The organism is Paenibacillus sp. WLX2291 (assembly GCF_046603665.1).
Classification (GTDB): Bacteria; Bacillota; Bacilli; order Paenibacillales; family Paenibacillaceae; genus Saccharibacillus.
Map to the genome: position 1 here is coordinate 1,946,559 of NZ_CP176755.1, position 24,902 is coordinate 1,971,460.

At 48.7% G+C, this 24,902-nt stretch carries 20 protein-coding genes; 18 read left to right on the forward strand and 2 right to left on the reverse strand.

All coding sequences use genetic code 11. The features are described from left to right. Window positions 1–29 precede the first annotated feature (29 nt). The 3 genes from ACDE64_RS08405 to ACDE64_RS08415 all read left to right on the forward strand — a co-directional run bounded on the left by ACDE64_RS08405 (window position 30) and on the right by ACDE64_RS08415 (window position 3,264). Complete coding sequence (locus ACDE64_RS08405; protein ID WP_411349672.1) at window positions 30–1,784, forward strand: ATP-binding protein; 1,755 nt, start codon at window positions 30–32, stop codon at window positions 1,782–1,784. A gap of 243 nt (window positions 1,785–2,027) precedes the next feature. After that, window positions 2,028–2,783, forward strand: coding sequence for a class I SAM-dependent methyltransferase (locus ACDE64_RS08410; RefSeq protein ID WP_411349673.1), 756 nt, complete (start codon window positions 2,028–2,030; stop codon window positions 2,781–2,783). A 37-nt stretch (window positions 2,784–2,820) separates the two neighbouring features. Beyond that, on the forward strand, window positions 2,821–3,264 hold the full coding sequence (locus ACDE64_RS08415; RefSeq protein WP_411349674.1) for a GNAT family N-acetyltransferase: 444 nt from the start codon (window positions 2,821–2,823) through the stop codon (window positions 3,262–3,264). A gap of 156 nt (window positions 3,265–3,420) precedes the next feature. Here ACDE64_RS08415 and ACDE64_RS08420 read toward each other — a convergent pair whose 3' ends face one another. Further along, on the reverse strand, window positions 3,421–4,686 hold the full coding sequence (locus tag ACDE64_RS08420) for an MFS transporter (protein WP_411349675.1): 1,266 nt from the start codon (window positions 4,684–4,686) through the stop codon (window positions 3,421–3,423). Between the two features lie 279 nt (window positions 4,687–4,965). Here ACDE64_RS08420 and ACDE64_RS08425 point away from each other — a divergent pair, with 279 nt between their 5' ends. The 15 genes from ACDE64_RS08425 (at window position 4,966) to ACDE64_RS08495 (ending at window position 24,130) form a co-directional block, all read left to right on the forward strand. Then, window positions 4,966–5,691, forward strand: coding sequence for a TetR/AcrR family transcriptional regulator (locus ACDE64_RS08425; RefSeq protein WP_411349676.1), 726 nt, complete (start codon window positions 4,966–4,968; stop codon window positions 5,689–5,691). A 316-nt stretch (window positions 5,692–6,007) separates the two neighbouring features. Then, window positions 6,008–7,600 (forward strand): PucR family transcriptional regulator, encoded by a 1,593-nt coding sequence (locus tag ACDE64_RS08430; RefSeq protein WP_411346031.1) that lies wholly within the window; start codon window positions 6,008–6,010, stop codon window positions 7,598–7,600. A gap of 365 nt (window positions 7,601–7,965) precedes the next feature. After that, complete coding sequence (gene uraD, locus ACDE64_RS08435) at window positions 7,966–8,481, forward strand: 2-oxo-4-hydroxy-4-carboxy-5-ureidoimidazoline decarboxylase (protein ID WP_411349677.1); 516 nt, start codon at window positions 7,966–7,968, stop codon at window positions 8,479–8,481. Then, window positions 8,478–8,828, forward strand: coding sequence for a hydroxyisourate hydrolase (uraH, locus tag ACDE64_RS08440; protein WP_411349678.1), 351 nt, complete (start codon window positions 8,478–8,480; stop codon window positions 8,826–8,828). The genes uraD and uraH overlap by 4 nt, the downstream gene beginning before the upstream one ends. Before the next feature lie 78 nt (window positions 8,829–8,906). After that, window positions 8,907–10,298 (forward strand): allantoinase AllB, encoded by a 1,392-nt coding sequence (gene allB / locus ACDE64_RS08445; RefSeq protein WP_411349679.1) that lies wholly within the window; start codon window positions 8,907–8,909, stop codon window positions 10,296–10,298. Further along, on the forward strand, window positions 10,291–11,541 hold the full coding sequence (gene allC / locus ACDE64_RS08450; protein WP_411349680.1) for an allantoate deiminase: 1,251 nt from the start codon (window positions 10,291–10,293) through the stop codon (window positions 11,539–11,541). Before allB ends, allC begins: the two co-directional genes overlap by 8 nt. Window positions 11,542–11,551: 10 nt before the next feature. Next, complete coding sequence (locus ACDE64_RS08455) at window positions 11,552–12,790, forward strand: pyridoxal-phosphate-dependent aminotransferase family protein (RefSeq protein WP_411346036.1); 1,239 nt, start codon at window positions 11,552–11,554, stop codon at window positions 12,788–12,790. Continuing rightward, a complete protein-coding gene (gene ggt / locus ACDE64_RS08460; RefSeq protein WP_411350255.1) occupies window positions 12,790–14,379 on the forward strand; it encodes a gamma-glutamyltransferase in 1,590 nt (529 codons plus the stop codon). Before ACDE64_RS08455 ends, ggt begins: the two co-directional genes overlap by 1 nt. Before the next feature lie 279 nt (window positions 14,380–14,658). Beyond that, on the forward strand, window positions 14,659–15,984 hold the full coding sequence (locus ACDE64_RS08465; protein ID WP_411349681.1) for a 5'-deoxyadenosine deaminase: 1,326 nt from the start codon (window positions 14,659–14,661) through the stop codon (window positions 15,982–15,984). A 38-nt stretch (window positions 15,985–16,022) separates the two neighbouring features. Continuing rightward, window positions 16,023–17,162 (forward strand): XdhC family protein, encoded by a 1,140-nt coding sequence (locus ACDE64_RS08470; RefSeq protein ID WP_411349682.1) that lies wholly within the window; start codon window positions 16,023–16,025, stop codon window positions 17,160–17,162. Next, window positions 17,128–17,901 (forward strand): NTP transferase domain-containing protein, encoded by a 774-nt coding sequence (locus ACDE64_RS08475; protein ID WP_411349683.1) that lies wholly within the window; start codon window positions 17,128–17,130, stop codon window positions 17,899–17,901. Before ACDE64_RS08470 ends, ACDE64_RS08475 begins: the two co-directional genes overlap by 35 nt. Before the next feature lie 358 nt (window positions 17,902–18,259). Beyond that, the gene (locus ACDE64_RS08480; protein ID WP_411349684.1) at window positions 18,260–19,444 is read left to right on the forward strand and encodes an FAD binding domain-containing protein; all 1,185 of its coding nucleotides are present in this window, start codon (window positions 18,260–18,262) and stop codon (window positions 19,442–19,444) included. Between the two features lie 6 nt (window positions 19,445–19,450). Further along, window positions 19,451–21,784 carry a xanthine dehydrogenase subunit D gene (pucD, locus tag ACDE64_RS08485; RefSeq protein ID WP_411349685.1) on the forward strand — a complete coding sequence of 778 codons (2,334 nt, stop codon included), beginning with the start codon at window positions 19,451–19,453 and terminating at the stop codon, window positions 21,782–21,784. Beyond that, complete coding sequence (locus ACDE64_RS08490) at window positions 21,781–22,314, forward strand: (2Fe-2S)-binding protein (RefSeq protein ID WP_411349686.1); 534 nt, start codon at window positions 21,781–21,783, stop codon at window positions 22,312–22,314. Before pucD ends, ACDE64_RS08490 begins: the two co-directional genes overlap by 4 nt. A 754-nt stretch (window positions 22,315–23,068) precedes the next feature. Next, a complete protein-coding gene (locus tag ACDE64_RS08495) occupies window positions 23,069–24,130 on the forward strand; it encodes a phosphotransferase (RefSeq protein ID WP_411349687.1) in 1,062 nt (353 codons plus the stop codon). Window positions 24,131–24,162: 32 nt separating this feature from the next. On the opposite strand, the gene ACDE64_RS08500 is transcribed toward ACDE64_RS08495, so the two are convergent. Next, on the reverse strand, window positions 24,163–24,834 hold the full coding sequence (locus tag ACDE64_RS08500) for a tetratricopeptide repeat protein (RefSeq protein ID WP_411349688.1): 672 nt from the start codon (window positions 24,832–24,834) through the stop codon (window positions 24,163–24,165). Window positions 24,835–24,902 lie beyond the last annotated feature (68 nt).

The window sequence follows — 24,902 nt, forward strand, 5'->3', positions numbered from 1 at the left end:
AGCGTTCAGCAGAATATGGGGAAGGGAAGATGAATGCAATGATGAATGCAGAGCATGAGATCATGGTTTTGCGCAAAACAATTGAAGATCTTTCCCACCAGATTATCCAGAGTAAGCACCAGGAAGAACAAGCGCTGTCCGAATTTTCAGCCATGAACAATGAACTGGTTAATTTACAGCGTTTGCTTGCCAAAAGTAATGCTGAATTGGAATCGGCTACGGAAGAAGCGGTGCAGGCGAATCAGGCACGCGCTCGTTTCATCGCTATTATGACTCACGAAATTCGCACGCCTATGAATGGCGTTATTGGGATGGCTGAGATTCTGTTATCGTCTGATCTCACAGAAGAGCAGAAGCGTTCGGTTATGCTGATTCAGGAATCAGCTGATCTGCTGCTAAATATGATTAACAATATGCTGGATCTATCCAAGATGGAAGCTGGCAAAATGCAGCTACAAGAAGGCATCATCAATATGCGCTTGCTGCTGGATCATATTATTCGCCTGATTGAACCGAAAGCGAATGAAAATGAAAATGCCATTTCGGCGTTTATTGATTACCGTGTGGAGAGCGATTTGATTGGAGATGGCGGTCGTATTCGCCAGATTCTGCTGAATCTGATCAACAATGCCAATAAATTTACACGCAACGGTAAAATTGAAATCAGCATTCAACTCAAAGAAAATCGTGCAAATCTACAAGTTCTGCACATCGAGGTTTCAGATACCGGGATCGGTATTGCGCCGGACCAGCAGAACAATCTGTTCCAGCCTTATGCACAGGCGGAACATCCACAACATCATAATGTGGAAGGAACAGGACTTGGTCTGTCTATCTGCAAATCGCTGGTGGAACTGATGGAAGGGACTATTGATTTGAAAAGCGATACAGGAAAAGGATCGACCTTCTGGTTCGATATCCCATTGAAAAAAGGCTCAAAAGCAGTTGCCAGCTCAGCACCAGCTAATGCTATTGCTGGTCAGGATGCACAACAGTATTCTTCAGCTTCACCACAGACTGCTGTATCCACATCTGAGAGCAGAGCGACTGATCAGCATATTTTGATCGTTGAAGATAATCCGATCAATAGTCAGGTGATTCAACTCCAATTGAAGAAGATGGGCATGCGTAATATCCAGATGGCGGTGAACGGTCAGGAAGCATTGGACATTTTTCAACAGCAAGAGTATGCACTGGTGCTAATGGACAACCGGATGCCGATCATGGATGGTTTTCAGGCAACACGCAAAATCAGGGAGCTGGAACGGATGAACGTTCGTCATCCAGTACCCATTATTGCGCTGACTGCCAATACGAGTCCAGAAGATCGTCAACGCTGTCTGGAAGTCGGAATGGATGATATTTTGACCAAACCGGTTAATCTGGAAAGTCTCACCAAAATCATGCATAAATGGCTGCCAGCGACTAGCATAACCGAAATGGTTCTGGATATGAAAGTGATTCAAGAGATTATTGAGCTGAATGACGAGGGTGACCCAGAAGTACTGCGTACACTGGTAGAGATGTTCCAAACGGAAACACCAGCCAAGCTGGAGCGATTGCAAACATTATGCATAGAGCAAAATGCGCAAGTATTGGCCGAAGCTGCACATGAACTCAAATCGGGTAGTCTCAGTATTGGCATCAATCATCTATCTCAGTTATTGTCTGAAATTGAACGCAAAGCGCTTAACGGCGATCTGAATGGTGTATCAGCGATTGTAGAATCACTGTTTCCCGCATATGAACGCGCGCGTCTGGAACTTCAACAATTGGTAACTTGAAACGATACCACAACATAGGATCTATATATCGGATACATGTGAACCTGTATGCATGAACATTGCATACAGGTTTTTTGTTTGCGTAATGGTAAGTAACTTGCTGCACATAGTGAGAAGAACATGATGTCGCCAAGTGCTACTTCTGAAGTCAACGGTAGTTGTGTGCCAGATTGGGTAATGGATATCATACAAATTTGCAAGGTGGCATGATCCAGAGTAGCTGCCGAAAGGATGGAACAGAAGATGTGTGCATCATTTGATACAGCGAGAGAATCCGAAAACCAGTACCATCAACAATTTTATAAAGATAATAAGCTGTTTGAAGATGGTAGCTGGATGTCTCGTCCAACGCCGCTCGTGATGGAATTGCTGGAACGATTGCAGCAGTATACCCCCGCACCTCATGTGCTTGATCTTGCTTGTGGGGTTGGTCGCCATGCGATACCCGTTGCTCAGAAGCTGGAACATGGTGGTAAAGTGACAGGGGTGGATCTTTTGGAAGATGCCATTCAGCAGTTGCAGCAATATGCGGATGAATATCAGGTAGCAGATCGCATCGAAGGCGTTATGAACGATGTGGAACATTACCATATTGAACAGCAGCAGTTTGATTATATGATCGCTACAGGCTGTCTGGAGCATCTGTCATCTGAGCAGGCACTGCGAGATACGCTGGAGAATATGCAGGAAGGTACGCGTACTGGGGGCATTCATTTTATCTCTATGACATCGTCGGTACAGCAACTGGATCAGCAGAGTGGAGCAGCGGAAGAAGGTAATATTGAGCTGAATCTGAGTACGGAGCGCCTGCTGGAAGTGTTGGATACAGTATATGCAGATTGGAATATCCTTGCCCGCAAAGCAGTTGCACAGGCGATTGAAGAGAATAAGGATGAGAAAGAAATTGAGCTACAGGGCAACTGGGTTACCTTTGCTGCGAGCAAAGAACCGCTTCAACAGGAACCAGCATTGTTGCGACAAGTGGCACAAACAGAGTAAACTAGTCTGGTATACCTGATAAACGGGAGGAACTGTTGTGCTTGAATTAGTAAATATTGAAATGGAAGATGAACAGCTGCGTGAATTGTTATCCTATGCTGTTTTTCCAGATGATGAAGTGCTGGATAACGTATTGGAGCAGTATCGCAGCAATCCGCAGCAACGATTGTACCAATATATCGAAGATGGCGAAGCGATTGGTATTATCGGCTGTGCAGATGATCAGGAGATGCCAGATGCGTTGCGAATTCGTCATATGGCGATTGCACCGGAAGAACGCGGATTGGGCTATGGACGAGGAATTATTTTGTTGCTGTTAGAAAAGGAAAAGCCTGCGCTGCTGATGGCGGAAACGGATGCGGAAGGTGTAGAATTTTACCGCAATATCGGATTTTCGGTGATGAGCACAGAGCTGGATGAAGAAACAGCAGATTCATTTCTTTGTGTATTCCATGCGGACGAGGAAGCCGAAGAGGAATAATCTGATTATGCTAAGCAACGTATAGACGGACATACTATATAAATATGCTGACCTAGATTATTTCATTAGAAGCGTGTCATCTGAATGGAGCAACAAGACCGTCATACTTCGATATGGCGGTCTTGTTGCTGTTACATTATGTTCTGTTCAATTGCTCTATACTGTACCGCTATATATCCGTGTCCAACTCCAATATAGTAATGCTGCCAGACTATAACCAAAACCAAGCCAGCATACTCCATTCCATCCATACGCTGCATACACCCATGTTGATGTTAACGACCCCGTAGCACTGCCAATAGAATAAAAGATCATATAGCCACCCGTCAATCGACTCCCCGCTTCAGGGCGTGCAGCCAGAATCATGCTCTGGCTAGTTACATGTACCGCTTGAACTGCCAGATCCAGTATAACGATGCCAGCAATCAGCCACCAGACATGATCATACAATTGCCACATGAACAACCACGATAATACCAGCAGCGCCAGAGCGATACCGCTTGTCCGGTGCATCCAGCCACGATCTGCCCAGCGACCTGCGCGTGAAGCCGCTAGTGCCCCTGCCAATCCAGCAATATCAAGCATCCCAATTGCGCTATGTGACCATATAAAAGGTGCTGCACTAAGTGGAAAAACAAGCGTTGTCCACAACGTACTGAACGCAGCAAAGATCAACATAGCCAATATTGCACGATTTCGCAAAATAGGCAGATCGCGAAACAGCTGCAATGTTGATAGCACGAGTTTGCCATACGACAGCTGAGCAGACGATGTAGCAGCTGATCGTTCTTTTGCCGGGAAATAGTAGTAAATCAAGATAGCGACAACAAGCATCATGATCGCTGAGCATACATACACCGAACGCCAACCACTCCAATCGGTCAACAATCCGGCGATAACGCGCGCTAGCAAAATGCCAATCACAATACCACTTGTCACCACACCAACGGTACGCCCGCGCTGCGCTGGTGAGGATAACGATGCCGCTGCGGCTACGATGGTCTGAGCAACGACTGCCAGCCCACCGATCATGCCGATGCCGATCCAGAAGGTCAACGTTCCTGAAGCCATAGCGGTGCACAACAGACAGATTACCGACAACAGCATTTGTCCGGTTATGAGTAATCGTCGTGGTAACATATCGCCGAGCGGCACGAGCAAAAGCAAACCTAGCGCATAACAAAGCTGAGTGACTGTAATCATCGACCCGGATAAGGCGGCATCCATATGCAGATCAGCTGCAATTATATTAAGCATCGGATGAATATAATAAATATTAGCAACAGACAATCCACAAGCGACTGCAAATAACAGCATTAGCGGTGCCGGAAGACCGGGTGATGTAGGTTGAATAGGCGTAGTGGAATCCTGTGTGTAAGTAGTATGAGCAGAGCGAGTATGTATATCTGTTTGCCGAATCATCGTGTAAACCTTCTTTCTGTACCGATTGGTATTTAATTGAATGTAACTATAATATGTCAAATAATAGATGTCAACAGGAAGGATATCATTCGTATACTTGTGTAGGTGTAGGTGTAGGTGTAGGTGTAGGTGTAGGTGTAGGTGTAGGTGTAGGTGTAGGTGTAAACACAGATATAGGTAATCTACTTACAACCGATCAGCCAACGATGTATTGCATCACGCGTATCAACAGATTAGAATAAAATAAATTACTAATCGGTACAAAAAGAGGTGGAGACTATGGCGAGAAAACGCGAGTTTGACGAACAACAGGTGTTGGAGCAGGTGATGCAGCTGTTCTGGCAACAGGGATATGAAGCGACATCTATGAGCGATCTTACAGCAGCCACCGGTTTGCAAAAACCGAGTCTATACGCCGCATACGGTGACAAAAGATCGTTATTTGAACAAGCATTGCGTCGATACAATGAACAGCATTTAATACAGATACAGCAGCTTTTGCATACTGGCAAAACGGCAAAACAATCCTTTACGCAACTATTTCAGCATGTACTGAATATGACTCTTGAAAATAAATACCAAAATGCAGTTCAAGATCAGTGTAAAGTTCACAGTACGAATGAGAATTACAGCGAACATAATAATGACAATAACGAACATTACAGTAAGAATGAAGAGCATAGTGACAATAAAGATTATGATAACGCTCAACGTATCCCCGACTATGGATGTTACTGTCTCAATACGCTGGTGGAGCTGGCTCCACATGATCAAACCTTTGCAGCCTTGACCCGTGAACATCAGATGAAGCTGGCAGATGTATTTACACAGCGCTTGCAGCAGGCAGTTGAGCAGGGCGAATATGCCCCAACATATGACGTATCCGGCAATGCACATATATTGCTAGTAAACATGATCGGTCTGACTGTATTGCTAAAAGCGAATCCTGATCCCGCATTCGTCCAGCATTCGGCAGCATTGTTACTATCTTCGTTGCTAGGCTGATTGGTTGCTATAACCTGCTATAACAACGCTCATCTATATTGCCAACAATGACCAAACAATATCCATCCATCACCTAATGCAAATAAAAATCCAATGCGTGCAAACTAGCAATATACGGCATACTTTTATCCAATTTGCAAGATAGTGCTTCCAACAAATTCTGTGTTATAATACATGACAACAATTTGAGTTTTGCGGCTGAAAGACTGCTTGTCACTGCGATGTGGTCGATTGGAAACTGCATGCCATACTGTACTGTCATTTCTATACAAACAGAAGCTGTTCACAGAAAGAATTGGGGAGGAAGGGTGCTCGTATGCAATTGACTGTCAAAGAAGCGCTGGCTGTATATCCGTTATCGGAGGCGCGTCTTGTTGCGGGTGCCGGGGGGACTTCCCGGCTCATGAAGTCGGTAAATGTGATGGATGCACCGGATATTGCCGATTGGATCAAAAGTGGAGAAATGCTGTTTACGACCGCTTTTCTGATGAAGGATGATCAGGAGGAAGCGATCAAACTGATGCGGCGGTTAAATGAACGCGGTTGTGCCGGAATGGGTGTGAAGTTGGGGAGATTTTGGGATGTGATTCCGCAGGCAATTATCGAGGAAGCAGACCGTCTGCAATTTCCACTGTTGGAGCTGCCGTTTGAATTTACCTTTTCCGATCAGATGAATGCGTTGTTTCAGGTAGAGCATGAGCGCAGTACGAAGCTGCTGCAATCGGTACTGCACAAGCAAAAGCAGCTGATGCAGTTTGCCCTGAATAAAGACTCGCAAAGCAATGTGTTCTCGGCGCTGGAAGGAATTATAAAGTACCCGGTAGCGATTATTGGCTCGCGTGGTCATGTACTGTACAATAGCGGCGAAGGCAAGGAAGATGGATTGCTGCAAGGCTGGCCGTGGAAAATGGCATTGACCCGGGTAAAATGGAATCAGGGTAGCTGTTATCGGGTGCCAGTGATGCAGCGAGATGAGCATTATGGCTTTTTGCTTGTGTTTACCGATACGGCGATTCAACTGCGCGAGGAAGAGGAATTGTTCCAGCAGGCAGCGGAAGTACTAGCTTTTCATATGGATACCACGTATCGGGAGCATATTAACCCGGGATTGCAGGATAAAATGCGTGCGTTGGTGGCGGAGCATCTGTCTCGCCGTATTTCGATTGTCGATCTGGCGCAGGGTGCGGAGAAGCTTGGTATTAGTCTGTTCAACGGGCCGTATCAATGTGTGCTGACCACACTAGAGCCGCAGGCATTTTCATCGGAAAAACGATTGGCTCAGATTCATCAGGAGCTGCAATACAATCCGCTGATGCAATTGTTTCCATCTCAGCATTTTCGGGTGGAAGAGGGCATATTGTCCATCTATACATGCCCGTCGGAACGCGATTATGGCGAGGAATTGTCTGCGTTTCTGATGAATCGTTTCGAGGATATGGCGGAGCTGGCAAGCGATGGCGGAAGTCCACGCTTCTGGATTAGCAATATCAAGCTCAAGCCGGATTCCTTCCGCGAAGCGTATCAGGAGACAGTGGAGACGCGCAAGCTCGCCCGCCGATTCGGGATGTCGCATATGGCACTACAGTTCCATACGCTGGAATTTGCTTATGTGTTCCAGCATGTGCCAGAGCATATTATGGAGACATATTGTAACAAAGTGCTGGAGCCGCTTATGATCCGTGACAGCGATCCGAATCAGGTGCTGATGTCTACGCTGGAAGCTTTTGTTGAAAATGATGGGCTGATCAACGAAGCTGCCAAGCAGTTATATGTGCATCGCAATACGGTAACGTACCGAATGGACAAGATCGGCAGTTTGCTGCAAATGGATTTTAAAAAGACGAATGATCTGTTGAAGCTGAAAATGGTGTTCACGTTCCGTAAGTTTTTGAAGCATAAGCAGCAGTAACCCATATCCAAGCGATATCCCCATGCAATCGCTCCTGATCAAACTACTACGTTGACAGGAGTTCATAGTGTTAGAGGAAACACAGCTGTCCATATCAGTTATGGCAGCTGTGTTTTTGTATAGATGCACAAAAGCATGTTATCGCATAGACCAGTATATCAAGATACGCGCATTCCCCTCTATAGCAGTATATCCGCATTACACGGCTAGTTTTACATACAAATAAACACAATAAAAGTTAAGGCATAATTCACAAATCATAAGTACAATGTTATTTTATATAACAAAAAAATAGACCTCTGGTTGATATGTACAATAACCTGACGTACAATGACAAAAATAACAATTATAATGAGGCGATCAAAATGGCACAGCATACGCAACCATGGACGTCATGGACAAAAGAGCAATATATCGCACAATTTGGTGGACTATATGAACATTCGCCGTGGGTAGCAGAGCAGACTTGGGCACAGGCTCCGTTCGCGAACTTACAGGATGTGTTAGATAAAATGAAAGCTGTTGTGGATGCAGCTGGAAAAGATAAGCAGTTGGAACTGCTGCGACAGCATCCAGATCTCGGTACACGTATCCAGATGACGGAGCATTCGCAATCCGAGCAGGCAGGTGCAGGACTTAACAATCTGACACCGGAGCAATATGAGAAGCTGTCACGTCTGAATCGCGAGTATACGGCGTCATATCAGTTTCCTTTTATACTGGCGGTCAAAGGGCGTAATGCGCAGCAAATTCTCGATATCATGGAGCAGCGGAACGGTCAACCAGCGGAACAGGAGTTTGCGACAGCATTGGAGCAGGTACACATCATCGTCGGATTGCGGATGCGTGACTGGGCAGCGCAGCAGGGGCTTACAGTATGAGCGGCAAACTGACGACTCATGTGCTGGATCTGGGGCAGGGCTGTCCCGCCGTCGGTGTACGAATCAAACTGTATCGGCATGGTGAAGCTCAGCCGCTACGAAGCGCTGTAACGAACAGCGATGGTCGGGTAGATCAGCCGTTGTTGAGTGGGGCTGAACTGGTAGCAGGTACGTATGAATTGCATTTTTACGCAGGCGACTATCATCGTCAATTAGGCGTACCGGCTGCGGAAGCTTCGATCTGGGATGTGATTCCACTTCGTTTTGTTATTCAGGATATCAATAGTAATTATCATATTCCGCTGCTTGTCTCGCCGGGCGGTTATAGTACATACCGCGGCAGCTAATATTATTGTTCTGAAACATAGATAACTAGTATGGAGAAATGACTTCATCAGATGATTGAATCAGAGGAGGGAACCGCTGTGACGCAGGCGCTCGATTGTATCATTACAGGCGGAACGGTGGTACTGCCGGATCGTACGGAAAAGCTGGATATCGGCATTCGTGATGGAATCATCGTAGAGATTGCTCCTTCGCTGAAGGAACGACCATCGTCCCGTCTTATTCAGGCTGATGGACTGCACATATTGGCTGGTGTTGTGGACATTCATGTGCATTTTAATGAGCCGGGATTGGATGCTTGGGAAGGATTTGCGACTGGATCGGCAGCGCTCGCTGCGGGCGGAATTACAACGTATGTGGATATGCCGCTAAATGGCGTGCCGCCAACGACCAATGCAGAGCGGTTGATGCTGAAACAGCAGGCAGCCGATGGCAATTCGCATGTTGATTATGCGCTATGGGGCGGTCTGGTGGAAGGCAATACGGCAGAGCTGGAAGGTCTTGCACAGGGCGGTGTCCCGGGCTTCAAGGCATTTATGTCTGAACCGGGCGGTGATGGGGAAGAAATCTTCACCCGTGCTGACGACCAGACACTGCTGGACGGTATGAAAGAATTAGCAAGGCTTGGTTATGTGCTGGCGTTACATGCGGAGGATGAGCAGATCGTATCTGAGCTGGCTGCACAGGCGCAAGCGGAAGGACGTACTGGCGAACTGGATTATGCACATTCCCGCCCTATAGCTGCTGAAGTAAAAGCTGTACAACATGCACTCCATCTGGCGCGGAAAACGGGCTGTGCCTTGCATTTTGTGCATATTAGTAGTAGGGAAGCGGTAGATGTTATTACTGCCACCAAAGCAGAAGGCATGAATGTCACAGTAGAAACATGCCCTCATTATCTCGTACTGAATGAGCAGGACTTGGTAGATAAAGGCGTTGTCGCCAAATGTGCTCCGCCACTGCGTAGTGCTGATGAGCAGGCACAATTATGGCAGGCGGTAGAGCTAGGTTTGATCGATATGATCGCTTCTGATCACTCGCCGTGTCCGCCCGACATGAAGCAGCAAGCGAACTTTTTCAACGTATGGGGTGGTATCTCTGGTGCACAGAGCACGTTACTGCTTATGCTGGAAGAAGGATTTCATCGCCGCGGCATTGCGTTGCCCAAGCTGATGAATATGCTATCGGTTGCTCCGGCAGAGCGACTTGGACTCCATTATCGCAAAGGTCGCATCGCCGCAAGGTATGATGCCGATCTAGTGCTGGTGGATCTGAATCGCGGTGCTGTGCTGGAACAGGAGCATTTGCTGGATAAACATCGTCAGAGCCCTTATATCGGATATGACTTTTCATCGACGGTTGTCGAGACGTTAGTACGTGGACAATCTGTCTATCGCGAACAAGACGGATTGATACCGGAAAAGATTGGACAATTCGTGGCGTATCAGCCGGGAGGTGTAACATATGGCTAAACAGACGGCAACGCTGCTGGAGCAATATTGTGAACGACTGAATCCGATGCTGGAATGGCTCGCTCAGCATGGTGCTGATGCACAGGGCGGCGTCACACGCCTGTTGTATACACCGGAATGGGTGGACGCACAACAAGCACTTTCAGCTTATATGAAGGAACATGGACTGGATGCCTTTTATGATCAGGTGGGAAATCTGACCGGGCGGCTGGAAGGAACACAGCCGGAATTACCAACAGTGGCAACCGGATCGCATATTGATACCGTTATTATGGGTGGTAAATATGACGGTGCTTATGGCGTTGTTGCCGGGGTGCTGGCGTTATCGTACTTGCGCGAAGCTTACGGGCAACCGAAGCGTACACTGGAAGTATTGTCGCTCGCGGAAGAAGAAGGCAGTCGGTTTCCATTAACATACTGGGGATCAGGCAATATCGCTGGCAAATATAATGTAAATGAATTACCAAATGTACATGATCGCGATGGTGTATCGTTATCGCAGGCAATTCGTGAAGCCGGATTTGGAGCGGAATCACCGTATGCTCTGGCACAACGTGAGCATGGTTCGTATATCGAATTGCATATTGAGCAGGGCTGTGTATTAGAACGCAGTCAACAGCAGATCGGTGTTGTAACTGGTATTGTCGGTCAACGCCGCATTGAGGTGCGTGTAACAGGTGAGAGCAATCATGCGGGAACGACACCGATGGGCTGGCGTAGCGATTCGCTTGCTTGTGCGGCAGAGATGATCACGATTGTTCGACGTACAGCGCTAGAAGTTGGCGATCCGCTCGTAGCGACGGTTGGTAATATTCAGCCATTTCCGGGCGTGTCCAATGTGATCGCGGGGGAAACGATGTTCACGCTGGATATTCGTCATCTGGATAGCATGGTGCTGGACGAATATACAGAGCAACTGCGCAGTCAGTTGGTGAATATTGCTGCTCGTGATGGAATGACGCTGTTCTGGCAGGAGAATCTTCGTGCCGAACCGGTGCTGATGAATAGCGATATGATTGATGAGTTACAGCACATTTGTGAACAGGACGGCATTACTAGTCGTCAGATGCCGAGTGGAGCGGGACACGATGCCCAGATTTTCGGCAATGTCTGTCCGTCAGCAATGATCTTCGTACCGAGCCGGGATGGCATTAGCCACAACCCGCTGGAATATACAGCACCGGATGATCTGATTCAAGGATTCCGCGTACTGACACAATGGTTATATCAAACTGCTTATTGAGGTGATCGTGATGAAACAATACAAAGAATTGTCCCCGCCGCCGCGCACGATTATGACGCCGGGACCGGTAGAAGTCGATCCGCGTGTACTGCGGGCGTTATCTTATCCTATACTGGGTCAATTTGATCCTGCGTTTACCGGATTGATGAATGAAACGATGGAGATGCTGCGCGGACTGTTCGTAACGGACAACCAGTGGTGTTATCCGGTAGATGGTACGTCTCGCTCTGGTCTAGAAGCCGTTATGGTCAGTCTGGTGGAGCCGGGTGATCGAGTGCTGGTGCCGATCTATGGACGATTTGGTCATTTGCTAACCGAGATTGCTGAGCGTTGCGGTGCCGAAGTGATTACGTTGGAGACGGAATGGGGCACTGTATTTGAACCTGAACAGGTGAAAGCAGCCATTCGTGAGCATCGTCCAGCAATCGTAGCGATGGTACATGGCGAGACATCGACCGGCTGTATGCAGCCGCTGCGCGAGATTGGTCACTTTTGCCGTGAGATGGATGTACTGTTCGTTGTCGATGCAGTAGCGACGATCGGTGGGGTACCGGTATATGCGGATGATTGGAAGATCGATGCCGTCATTGGCGGCACACAGAAATGTCTGTCCGTCCCGTCAGGCATGGCGCCTATTACGTACAATGAGCGCGCCGAGCGCAAGATTCTGGCTCGGAAAAGTATCGAGCGCGGTCTACGTACACCGGGCGATGAGGTGAATACACGTCGCATTCACAGCAATTATTTTGATCTGGCACAGTTGCAGGACTACTGGAGTCCTGCACGACTGAATCATCATACAGAAGCGACATCCATGCTGTACGGATTGCGCGAAGGATTGCGCATTTTGCATGACGAAGGCTTGGAAGCACGCTTTGTTCGTCATCGTCAAAATGGTGCCGCCATTGTTGCTGGTGTAAAAGCGATGGGTCTGCAACTGTTCGGCGGCGATGAGCATCGCTTGCCAGTTGTAACCTGCATCGAGATTCCAGCAGGCATTGATGGCGAAAGTGTACGTTCGATGCTGTTGGACGATTTTGGTATCGAGATTGCCAGTTCGTTTGGTCCGCTAAAAGGTCGAATCTGGCGGATTGGCAGCATGGGATACAGTAGTAGTCGGAAAAATGTACTGCATGTGCTAGGCGCACTGGAAGCGGCGCTCATCCATCATGGATTCAAGTTACCCGCCGGTGAAGGCGTTCAAGCTGCTCTACAAATCTACGCGAATAAGGAGGAAGTGCCGTGCTGATGAACATCATGCCGCAATCGCGCAAAGGGATGGTTGCCGCGCCTCATTATCTGGCAAGCCAGACGGGCGCATTTATATTGCAATCCGGTGGCAATGCTATTGATGCCGCTGTCGCCGTTAGCGCTGTGCTCGGCGTTGTTTATCCGCATATGACCGGAACCGGTGGCGATGCTTTCTTTTTAATTTATGATCAACAAACGGGTACGGTGAACGGCTATAACGGTAGCGGGCGCTCTGCTGCCGCAGCTACAACGTCTCATTATCTGGATAAAGGATTTACGTCCATTCCGCAGCGTGGTCCGCTTGCCGCAGTAACGGTACCCGGCATGGTGGACGCATGGGAAGCAGTATGGAAACGATTTGGTAAGCTATCGTGGGAGCAGGTGATTGCACCAGCTGTCCGGTATGCGGAGGAAGGCTTTCCAGCATCGCCGAGTCTGGCGCGCTGGACTATGCGTGATCTGGAATGGCTGACCGCAGACGATTATTTGCGTGAAACCTTTCTGCGTGATGGCGAACCACTGCAAGAAGGCGAAATGGTGTATCAGCCGCGACTGGCGGAAGTGCTGCGCGGCATTGTAGCGGACGGTCGAGATTATTTTTATACAGGTGCATTGGGACAGCGTCTTGGACAGGCGGCAGAGCGTGATGGCAGTGTGCTGACGGCGGATGACTTTGCCGCTCATTGCGGGGAATGGGTGGAGCCTATCTCTACGTCATATCGCGGACATGAGGTATACCAGATGCCGCCGAATACGCAGGGCTTCTCACTGCTCATGATGCTCAATATGCTGGAGCATACAGATGTATCGAATATCGCTCGCTTCTCGCCGGAATTTTATCATCTAATGGCAGAAACGGTGAAAAAGGCGTTCCGTGATCGCGACCGGTATTTGACCGATCCGAACTTCCGCGATATTCCGCTAGATCGTCTGCTTTCCAAGACGTATGCGTCGGAGCTGTGGCATGAGATGCAGTCACGTCCGCAAGCGGCTGAGCATCTGTCGGCGGCGATGGGTCAGGATACGGCTTATGCGGCAATTGTAGACGAGGATGGTAATGCTGTTTCGTTTATCCAGAGTTTGTACTTTGACTTTGGTTCAGCATATGTGCCGGACGGGAGCGGAGTGATTTTGCAAAATCGTGGATCGTTCTTCTCGCTGGATGATCGGCTGCCGAATGTACTGGAGCCGCGCAAGCGTACATTCCATACATTGATGCCGGGCATGGTACTAAAAAATAGCAAGCCGTATCTGCTACTCGGTACGCAAGGTGGGGAAGGTCAGCCGCAAACGCAGCTGTCCATTTTAACCGGTGTCATCGACTACGGACTCAATGTGCAGCAGGCAATTGCACTGCCGCGCTGGTTGTACGGTCGCACATGGGGCGATGTCAGCGATACGCTCAAAATTGAGAATCGCTCGTACAGCGATATTTCGTCCAGACTGGAAGCTTATGGGCATAGCGTTGAGTCGGTGCGCGATTATGACGCGCTGATGGGCGAGGCACAGGGAATTCATATCGCTGACAATGGTGTATTAAGCGGTGCTGCTGATCCACGTAGCGACGGGATTGCGATTGGCATTTGAGCCGTTTCATGAAGGCAATTAGGTTTGAACATATGGTTTGAAGGTATCCACATCATTGCAATGAGAAGCCGGACAGTGTTCGGGCAAAGAATCAGATGTTAGCGCATCTGCCTATTCTTTCCCGACTGTCCGGCTTTGCTGCAAATGTCGTCATGTTACTTTGCCGTTAGGTATATCGGTTGAGCGATAATATGACCGGGAGCAATGCAGAGTTACATGACAATCATTACAACGATACGTAAGCTCAGCAGCATGTACAGATCAGAGGGGGAAATGAAAGTGGGAAGCATCTTAATCCGTCAGGCACAAATTGTAACGATGAACGAAAGTGAAGAAGTATTGATCGGGGATGTACTCGTTGAACATAACAAAATCGTCAAAATCGCTCCGCATCTGGACGATGTGGCGGATCGCGAGATTGATGCACGTGGCAAGACGTTGTTGCCAGGCTTTATCCAAACGCATATTCATCTGTGTCAGACGATCTTCCGAGGCAGAGCAGATGATATGGAGCTGATGGACTGGCTGCGTAAGCGCATCTGGCCGCTGGAAGCTGCACATGATGAAGAATCGATCTATTATTCCGCATTGCTTGGCATCGGCGAACTGATCTCTAGCGGTACGACGACCATTTGCGATATGGAGACGGTTAACCATACAGACTCCGCTTTTCAGGCAATGGCGCAGAGCGGGCTGCGGGTCATTTCCGGTAAAGTCATGATGGATCATGGTGACGATGTGCCTCTTCCATTACAGGAAAATACCGAAGAATCGCTGCAAAAAAGTGTCGATTTGCTGGAAAAATGGAATGGCTTCGGTGGCGGACGTATTCAGTATGCGTTTTGCCCACGCTTTGTCGTTTCCTGTACGGAAAAGCTGTTAACCGAAGTACGTGACTTGTCCGCGCAATATCATGTAAAAGTCCATACCCACGCTTCCGAAAATCGCGGTGAGATCGCGCTTGTGGAACAGGAACGCGGGATGCGCAATATCGTCTATCTCGATCATATCGGACTCGCGAATCCACGTCTCATTCTTGCCCACTGTGTCTGGCTCAGTGAGGAGGAGAAGCAAATTTTGCACAAGCGTGGTGTCAAAGTAACGCACTGCCCGGGTTCCAATATGAAGCTCTCTTCCGGTATAGCCGAGATTCCTGATCTGATGAATCGTCATATTCATGTCGGTATTGGGGCAGACGGCGCACCATGCAATAACAATCTGGATATGTTTCAGGAGATGCGTATGACTGCCTTGATCCAAAAGGTGCCGCATGGTCCAACCGTGATGGATGCGCGTACCGTACTGCGGATGGCAACGATGGGCGGTGCCGAAGTGCTAGGACTGGCAAAGGAAATCGGCAGCATCGAAGTGGGCAAAAAAGCCGATCTCGTTCTGCTCGATCTGGAAGATTATCATACATTCCCCTCGCATGATGTGGATGTATATTCGCGAGTCGTATATTCCGCTGGGCGCAGCAACGTGGATACCGTGCTAATCGACGGACAGATCGTATTGGACAATCGTCAGGTGCGTACGATTGATCGCAGCATCGTCCTGCGCGAAGCTGATCGTTCGATCAAACGTCTGATCACTCGCATCGGCTAATAAAAGAGACAACGATAACAGGAAAGGGGTTGGAGACGATGGATATGAAAGACCTGTGTACAGCGGCAATGAGTGAGGAGCAACGCCATATCCGAACTGTTCTTGCAACGGTAGTACATGTGGAAGGGCATGCATACCGCAAGGAAGGCGTCTCCATGATCCTGACCGAGGACGGTCGCCATTACGGTACGATCAGTCCGGGCTGTTTGGAAGAAGATCTGTGTGCGCGCGTGGAGCAAGCTTGGAATCATGAAGGTGTCTGCATGGTAGAGTATGATATGCGTCCCAAAGATGATCTATCTTGGGGCGAAAATATCGGCTGCGGCGGACTGCTGCATATTTTACTAGAGCCAGTACGAGGCATATTGAGAGATACGTTGCTATCTATGAATGATCATTTAGGACGCGGCGAAGTCGTGATGCTGACTCGCAGCTTTGACAGGAATGGTGCAGAGGTGAATTATCAGTTGCTGTCAGAGGGACATAGCATAAACAATGGAGAACCTAACCGGAGTGAGCATGAATCGGAAGCAGTGGGATCTTCATTACCGTTATCTCCAACCCCGCTAGTACTGGCGCATGGGTATTCCACACCTGATCCTGATCCAAAGTCTAAAGGACAATCGGCACAGAGTGATCCTTCCACTGGTAACTATGTGTTTGTACGTACGTATCGTCCTAAGCCGCGTTTGGTACTGATCGGCGCAGGTGATGATTCGCGTATGGTTAGCATGCTGGCACAATCGTCTGGATTTGATGTGGTCATTGGCGATTGGCGGGAGACACTGTGTACGCCGGTGCGTTTTCCCGGAGCGCAGTGTGTGATCGGATTCCCGCAACGTTTGTTAGAGCAGATCAAGCCGGGACAGGGTGATTATCTGTTGCTGATGAGTCACAATTTTCCGCGTGAGCGAGAGTGGATCGAACTGCTAGAAGGTTGCCCCTATGCGTATCTCGGTATTATGGGTTCATCGGAACGAACACGCCGGTTATTCGAAGGATTGCCGAACTATCCGCATGTGCATTCGCCAGTCGGTTTGTCTATCGGTGCTGACGGACCAGACGAGATTGCAATCAGCATTGCTGCTGAGCTGATTGCTGTGAAGCGTGGTAAACAGAGTCGCAGCAAGGAGGTTACCGTTCATGAACATCGCCGCACTCGTGCTGGCAGCCGGTAACAGTAGTCGCATGGGCAGGGACAAACTTTCCCTGCCTTTGTCATTGCCCAGTCATTCGCCATCTGCTCTGGTCACACTTGATGAGACAGAATCGTGCGATAGTTCCGATTCGTATTCTGAATCTGCTACCCGTTCTGACTCACATGCCGAACCCATTCCTATGCAAATGTCCACGCATTTCCATCCAGCACACCCAATCACTATCGGTGGTAACGTATTATCAGCAGTTATGGCAGCACAATCGTTGCAATCCGTTGTTGTTGTTCGTTCTCCACATTCGTCAGCAGCATGGGTCGCTGAATGTGATCAATGGCAGCAACAGAGCGACGGACGTTTGCAAACGATCGTTTGCGAACAGGCAGATCAAGGCATGTCATATTCGATTCGTACTGGTATGCGACAGATCGTTGCCTCGGGAGCTTCGCATGTATTGATTGTGCTGGCAGATCAGCCACTAATTGAAACCAAGCATCTGCAACAACTAACGCAGTATGCGCTAGATAATCCGCAACTGGATTATGTAGCGGCTTCATACAAAGAAACCGCAATGCCGCCGATTGTATTTTCACAATCCGTGTGGCAGCAGTTGACGCAATTGCAAGGTGATCAGGGAGCGCGCAAGTTATTGTCCTCAGATCAGTTGCATGGCGCTGTAATACCGATGCCAGCTCATATATTCTACGATGCCGATACACCGGAAGCACTAGCAACCATCCGCCGTCATCTGAGCGAGAACTAGATGCAGACGGAATGCCACTACATGAAGCGTACTGGAAATAAGTATAGTGATAGGGAAGGGAAGCTAATGGATAACATACGTTCGATTGAGTCGAACAATCGGACGTATGTTATTAAATATTACATATATTCTGATAGAAATCGAATTTCTATATCGATACAGAGAATACATACGTATAATTAGCAATAAAAAAGTAACAATCCATATCTTCATAAGCTCCAAAATAGGATATAAGAACAAAAACAATCACTCATATTTATATTTACCACAAAACAAAGTCAATTTAGTTGACATGAAAAACACTCTCCGATACTATAAGTTCAATATTCAAAAATCGGAGCTATATGGAGGTGTCATCATGAGCATACAGCAGAGTGAAGAAACGGTAGAGCAAGGACCTATCGTGTGGGAGCCGGAAGATGCAGAGGAAGCTGTACGTCTGAAGCGGCAGTATGGAGCGGAAGCCGCATTCGTTGCAGGTGGCACTTTGCTACGGACACAATGGGAAAATGGAGTTGCTGCTTTTCCACAACATATGATTCGGCTGGATACTATTCCCGGCATCACTAACATTCAGGAGCACGCAGATAGCTTGCTGATCGGAGCGCTATCATCGCTAAAGCAAGTTGGTATTGATAAACAGGTCGAGCAATATGCGGCTGTATTGTATAGCGCCTGCAAGCATATTGCTGCTCCATCGATCCGCCATCTGGCAACGATCGGCGGCAATATCACTTCCGCGGTCGGCGATGCTCTGCCTGCACTGCTTGTGCATCATGCTCGTCTGGTATGGGCAGATTCAGACCGAACCGACAGTATATATGAACAGCCAGTCGTCGATTGGATGGATCAGCTACGGCAGGGACAGAAGAATATACAGGCTGTCCTGCTCGGTATTCATTTTCCAAAAGAACCTGTAGATGCAGTGGCACATATTGCTATGGATCCGACGTCAGCGTCGCACGATCTGGAAGGACTCGCTACGGCCAACACGCAGTCTGATCAAGTGCAGTCTAATTATGATAAGCAGCACCATGCAGATAACGATACCATTTTGAGATTGAAGCGCGATGATAGACATATTGTAGCCAATGATATGCATACTCTATCCAATGAGAGACATATGCTATCTTCTGGCGGTATGCAGGATAGCGCAAGTGTACAGCTATGGAGCGATCAGCATGGAGAGACGTGGCGGGAGCTAGGATTTTTCCGCAAGCTTGGACGGCGCGAAGCTTTTACACCGTCACTCGTAACGGTAGCATTTCGGGCATGGATAGCGGAGGATGGACGTTTGTTGCATGTGCGTATAGCAGCAGGTGGCGGCTCTGGTCTTGGTATGCGACTGTACAATTGTGAGCAATGGCTGGAAGGGCAAATATACGATCCGTCGATTACGACGCAACTGGCGGAGCTGGTAACCGCAGAGTTTATCAGCTATAGCGATCCATTTGCAACAGATACGTACCGTCAGCGCAGCGCTGGCAATCTGTTGGCAGCAGGATTGTGGGAAAGTATTCAAGCAATGGGGAAAAGGGGGTGACCGTTCATGCTGCTTACTCGTGAGAATAGTGGAGAACGCTGGCGCAAACGCCGGGATGGCAAGGAAAAAGTGACTGGCGAGTTACGTTATCTGACCGACATGACCGCTGAACATATGCTGTACGGACGCGTTCTGCGCAGCGAGCATCCACATGCACGTATTGTATCGCTGGATACATCGGCAGCGGAACAGTATCCGGGTGTAATTGCTGTCATTACGCATCATGACGTGCCGGGCTTAAATCGTTTTGGCATCGCTACACCGGATCAGCCTGCGCTATGTGAAGACCGGGTGCGTTATATCGGCGATGCAATTGCAGCGGTGGCAGCGGAATCACCGGATATTGCCGAACATGCTTTATCCTTGATCGCTGTTGAATACGAAGTGCTAGAGACGCTCACCGATCCGCTACGTGCTTTGGAAGATTCGGCACCGCGTCTACATCCGCAGGGCAATGTACTGCACCGCACCGCTGTCAAATATGGCGATACCGATACTACATTGAAGCGCTGCGCTTATGTGGTCAAACAGGAATACAGCACACCGCGCCAGATGCACGCTTATATGGAAACGGAAGGTGGTCTGTTTATCCCGGAAGCGGATGGCAGATTGACTGTCTACGCGCCAACTCAGCACGGGTATAAAGATCGGATGCAGATTGCTCGCATTCTGGATTGGGAGGAAGAGCGCATTCGTGTCATTTCCAGTCCGATCGGCGGTTCATTTGGCGGCAAGGATGAGCTGAATGTACAACCATACGGTTCATTGCTTGCACTGAAAAGTGGTCGTCCAGTCAAAATGCACAATTCGCGCAAGGAATCGGTACGTGCAGGCTTGAAGCGCCATCCGATGAAGATTGAGATGGAAACAGGCATGGACGAACATGGTCATGTACTGGCACATCGGGTGCGCATCGTTGCTGATACTGGCGCGTATGCCACATTGGGAGCGCCAGTGCTGAATTTTGCAACTGAGCATTGTATGGGACCTTATCGCATTGAGCATATTGATGTGGAAGGTGTATCTGTATATACGAATAATGGCGTTTCTGGTGAATTTCGTGGCTTTGGCGGCAATCAGGCGATCTTTGCAATGGAAGGTCAGATGGATCGATTGGCAGAGCTGATTCAGATGGACCCATGGGAATTTCGATTGTTAAACCGTCGTCACTCTACCGATCCCGGACCCCTGCAACAGCAAATCTGGGAAACGAATGGATTGGAGCAGGTGATGGAGACGTTAGAGCATTCCAAGCTGTGGCAACGACGTAGTCAAATACAATCGCACAATGAACAGCAGCCACCATGGATCAAGCGCGGAATTGGGGCAGCACTGGCGATGCATGGAGCTGGACTAGGGTATGGTATTGATGATCCGGCAGGTGGACGATTATGCTTGAATGCACATGGGCAGATCGAAGTTGCTTTTAGTTACGAAGAATTTGGACAAGGCTTGATTGCGACGATGGAGATGATGCTGATTGATCTGTTCCAGTGTCATCCGTCCGATATTCATATCGTCATCGGTGATACGGACAAAGTGCCGCATAGCGGTTCCAGTACAGCGTCTCGCTCCACTACGATGGCATGGATGGCGTTACAGCGTTTGAAGGTGCCATTTCTGGAAAGTATCTTGCACAAAGCACATCAACTTACCGGCATTCCCCTAGAGCAATTAACGACCGGTCCGCAGGGAATCTGGCAGCAAGCCGCAGGGCATGTGTCTGCGAAGTATAAAGGTGTAGCTTTATCGCCAGATGCACAATTTGTGCTGAATTATCGTGACATTGTAGCGGCAAGCGAAGCAGAAGAATTGATGTTTGATACGGAGTTTTCGTATCCGACTACACCGGATGAAGTAGTAGGCGGGCATTTTCTGTATACGTATGCAGCGGTTGCTGCCGAAGTGGAAGTGAATACGCTGACTGGTAATGTCAAGCTGCTGGATACGTATCATACGGTCGCTGCTGGTCCGGTTATCAATCCGATGGGTTTTATCGGGCAGATCGAAGGCGGTAGCGTGATGGCGCTTGGATTTACCTTAACCGAGGATGCGCTGATGCAAGATGGACATTATATGACGAAAAATATGGATACGTACATCATCCCGACGATTCAGGATATGCACCGTTCACTAGAAGTAGAAGTCATTGAAGATTTGCCGAATAACGATCCATTCGGTCCACGCGGGATCGGCGAGATTGGCTCGGTTGCACTAGCGCCGGCAATGACATCAGCCATTCGGCAGGCGGTGGGCATCTGGGTCAATCATTTGCCAGTACCGCGCGATCAATTGATCCAACCAGTCAGTATGCGGCAGCAGGAAGGAGTTAGCACATGACGAGAACAACGGATAGCAATTGGACAGCAGTCATTAATGGAGAAACACGACAATTGGCGGTGAATCCGTCGCGTCGTCTGCTAGACATTCTGCGTGCCGATCTGAATCTGACCGGTACGAAAGTGTCCTGCGAGATCGGGCGCTGTGGTGCCTGTATGGTACTGATCGACGGCGAGCCGGTTAACTCCTGTCTGACGATGGCATATCAGTGCAGCGGAACAGAGATAACGACCATTGAAGGATTGCATGGACAATCGCCGCAGGAACTGCATCCGGTACAGGAGGCTTTTCTGGAGGAGGGCGGATTTCAATGTGGCTACTGCACACCCGGAATGATTATTTCGACTACAGCATTATTGAATCGCTGTCCGAACCCGGATGAGCAGCAGGTAAAAGAAGGGTTGTGCGGCAATCTGTGTCGCTGTACCGGATACGGCGGCATTCTACGTGCAGTAGAGAGCGCAGCTGACAAATGCAGTCGTCAGGCAGTATCCCCAGCAACGAGTCCACTGCCGTCTGTACACAAATAAGTACAGCTACTGCATATATATCATCTGCCTGCCAGATACATTGTACCTTCTAGATAGATTCGGCGGTATGAAACGCATCTATTCGTGATGTTTGATCATGGAATAGAGGAAACGAATCTACACACTACAATACAAGCACCGGGAAGCACTTCTGACGATGGAACGATCAACTTGTCAATCCATAGTCCGAATAGTGCATCCAGCGGTGCTTTTTTGTTCGTGCTTTATCGTTTGGCAGCTTGTACGTATGAAGACGCACATAGAGAGATTATTATGAACATAGTATCCTATATTCCGTCTGTTTCCTTGATCTTTTCTACTTCACTACGAAAAAGTGTTCACAGCCGCCTGTTCGTGTTATCATATAGCTTTGGTGCCGACTGATTCTTCTGTTTAACGTATCGACAGCCACAATCAGTACGAGGGCGCATGACCGGATTTTGCATGCAAGGCAGGAAGCGGCGGTGCTTTCGGCGAATACGTACCGGAACAGGCTGAATAGCCGCGTGAAGGCAAAGGGGAACGTCCTTTTGATTGGAATATTCATATAGGACGTACAATGAACGATACAGATTGGACATACAATCTGTTACCATACAAGCGGCTGGGGGAGCACGAGCAGGCTGCTGGAACCATGGCATATGATTGAAATCTGACCTGTCACCTCACCGGATGGCGCAGGCAGTACCTCGCTATGCCGGCATTTCCCTTCCCTATACCCGCGCAACATGAAAGGCAACAAGGAGGGGAATCTTTGGAACGCGAAGCAATGAATGATATGGAACAACTGGCAGATCACTATTTCCCGTCCGGGAATTGGCATATGGTAGAAGGCAAAGGCGGCATGAACAACACGACCATGTTTATTGATCATGCCTCACAGCGTTATGTGCTGCGCCGCTATGAAACGCATCGTGAACCAGACAAGGTACGTTATGAGCACGAAGTGTTATTTATGCTACCGAAAGTGTTGACCGATCTGGCGATTCCGAAGCCTGTTCGCGATCAGCATGGTGATACGATCTATGTAACGGAAGCAACACCACAGCGTGGTGAAGAAGGCGGTCGTCTGGCAGCATTATTTCATTATATGGATGGCAGTAACCCGGAACTGGTAACGGATGAGCAGCTGTTCCAATTTGGACGTACCGCAGGACGATTGTCAGCGGCGCTGGCGCAGATTGATATTGATCTGCATCCGGTATATCCGCCGTATTATCGTCTCGGTCAATCGTATCCATTATGTAGCCCGGGGAGATTGGAAGCATTTTGCGCCAATCCGCCGGAGGACTTTGCTGGTATTCGTGAGACGCTGAATCGGATCGGTGAGCGTCTCGGCGAGCAGCTCGTACGGATTGCACGGCTTGCTTCTTTGCCGCATCAGTTGATTCATGGTGATCTTAATGCATCGAATATGCTGCAAGCGGAGGATGGACAGATTACGGCGATTCTTGATTTTGAATTTGTTACCCGTGATCTGCGTGCGATGGAGCCAGCGGTATGTCTATCCGATATGTTAACCAGTATGGAATGGAGCACTGGCGATGAACGTCGCTGCACTGCTTTTCTAAAAGGATACGCTTCGGTCGTTAAGCTGACGGAAGCAGAGGCGGTACGATTGCCGCTACTTATTTTACTGCGGCGGATGGATGTATTTATGCATTTCCTAAGCCGATATTTTGAAGGTATCGATCAGGCGGATGTAGTCATTTCGCAGGCGAAGCGACTGGATGAAGGCTTGAATTGGTACAAACAAAGCGGCCCCCTGCTCAAAGCAGTCAGCCGCCAGATTTTTGGATATGAGGATACAAACTAATATAGCAAGCTTGAACAGCTATCGAACATATACTACACCAGACTGCGTAGCCAGCTGCGGATTGCCCATCCGCGCTCGCTGCGTTTTTTGTATTTTGGCAGCGAACGGTAGACGTTGACCGCTTCACGGAACGATTGCTTGGCTTCCTGCTGATGACCAAGTGCGCGCTCCAGTTGACCGAGCATATAGTAGGCGCGGCACGAGGACGATTGAATCTCGCGGAATCGTTCTAGTACTTGCAGTGCCTTTTGCTGATCGTGACGGGCATAATAACTTGCCAGCCGCAGATAAGGCTCGCCATACTTTACCCGTGGATTCCATTCTAATGCTTTTAAAATATATTGCTCTCCCGTTGCGGGCTCTCCGGTATGCAGCAGTGTTGTGCCGAGATCATCCCAATATTCAGCAGAATCCTCATAAGCATGACCAATCTGCTCTAGCCATTGCCGCGCTTCACCATAACGACGACGCTCCAGCAGCAGACGCGCCAGATCGTACCGAGCCGACATATCGCTCGGACTGTTAGCTGCCTGCCGACGCAAGGCACGAATCCGACTCATACGCTTGAGTGGCTTCACAAAGCTTGGGAAAATACCGACAAATCGGCGATCTAGCACATAGATGATGGCAAGCATCACAAGCAGCGCCAGAAATGGATTGCCCAGCAGCCACCATAATATTGAAAAAATGAAAATTTTACTCATGATACGCCTCCATGTTAACATTCACTTTCGTTTACGTTCTAGTTTGATTGCATTCGTACAAGCGTGCT

Bases quoted from the DNA above. Each gene is read 5' to 3' on its own strand.
- ggt (WP_411350255.1), top strand. From the start codon at position 12,790: ATGAACATCATGCCGCAATCGCGCAAAGGGATGGTTGCCGCGCCTCAT.
- ACDE64_RS08475 (WP_411349683.1), top strand. From the start codon at position 17,128: ATGAACATCGCCGCACTCGTGCTGGCAGCCGGTAACAGTAGTCGCATG.
- pucD (WP_411349685.1), top strand. From the start codon at position 19,451: ATGCTGCTTACTCGTGAGAATAGTGGAGAACGCTGGCGCAAACGCCGG.
- ACDE64_RS08455 (WP_411346036.1), top strand. From the start codon at position 11,552: ATGAAACAATACAAAGAATTGTCCCCGCCGCCGCGCACGATTATGACG.
- ACDE64_RS08500 (WP_411349688.1), bottom strand. From the start codon at position 24,834: ATGAGTAAAATTTTCATTTTTTCAATATTATGGTGGCTGCTGGGCAAT.
- allC (WP_411349680.1), top strand. From the start codon at position 10,291: ATGGCTAAACAGACGGCAACGCTGCTGGAGCAATATTGTGAACGACTG.
- uraH (WP_411349678.1), top strand. From the start codon at position 8,478: ATGAGCGGCAAACTGACGACTCATGTGCTGGATCTGGGGCAGGGCTGT.
- ACDE64_RS08420 (WP_411349675.1), bottom strand. From the start codon at position 4,686: ATGATTCGGCAAACAGATATACATACTCGCTCTGCTCATACTACTTAC.
- ACDE64_RS08425 (WP_411349676.1), top strand. From the start codon at position 4,966: ATGGCGAGAAAACGCGAGTTTGACGAACAACAGGTGTTGGAGCAGGTG.
- ACDE64_RS08410 (WP_411349673.1), top strand. From the start codon at position 2,028: ATGTGTGCATCATTTGATACAGCGAGAGAATCCGAAAACCAGTACCAT.
- ACDE64_RS08405 (WP_411349672.1), top strand. From the start codon at position 30: ATGAATGCAATGATGAATGCAGAGCATGAGATCATGGTTTTGCGCAAA.
- ACDE64_RS08430 (WP_411346031.1), top strand. From the start codon at position 6,008: ATGCAATTGACTGTCAAAGAAGCGCTGGCTGTATATCCGTTATCGGAG.
- uraD (WP_411349677.1), top strand. From the start codon at position 7,966: ATGGCACAGCATACGCAACCATGGACGTCATGGACAAAAGAGCAATAT.
- ACDE64_RS08490 (WP_411349686.1), top strand. From the start codon at position 21,781: ATGACGAGAACAACGGATAGCAATTGGACAGCAGTCATTAATGGAGAA.
- ACDE64_RS08470 (WP_411349682.1), top strand. From the start codon at position 16,023: ATGGATATGAAAGACCTGTGTACAGCGGCAATGAGTGAGGAGCAACGC.
- ACDE64_RS08480 (WP_411349684.1), top strand. From the start codon at position 18,260: ATGAGCATACAGCAGAGTGAAGAAACGGTAGAGCAAGGACCTATCGTG.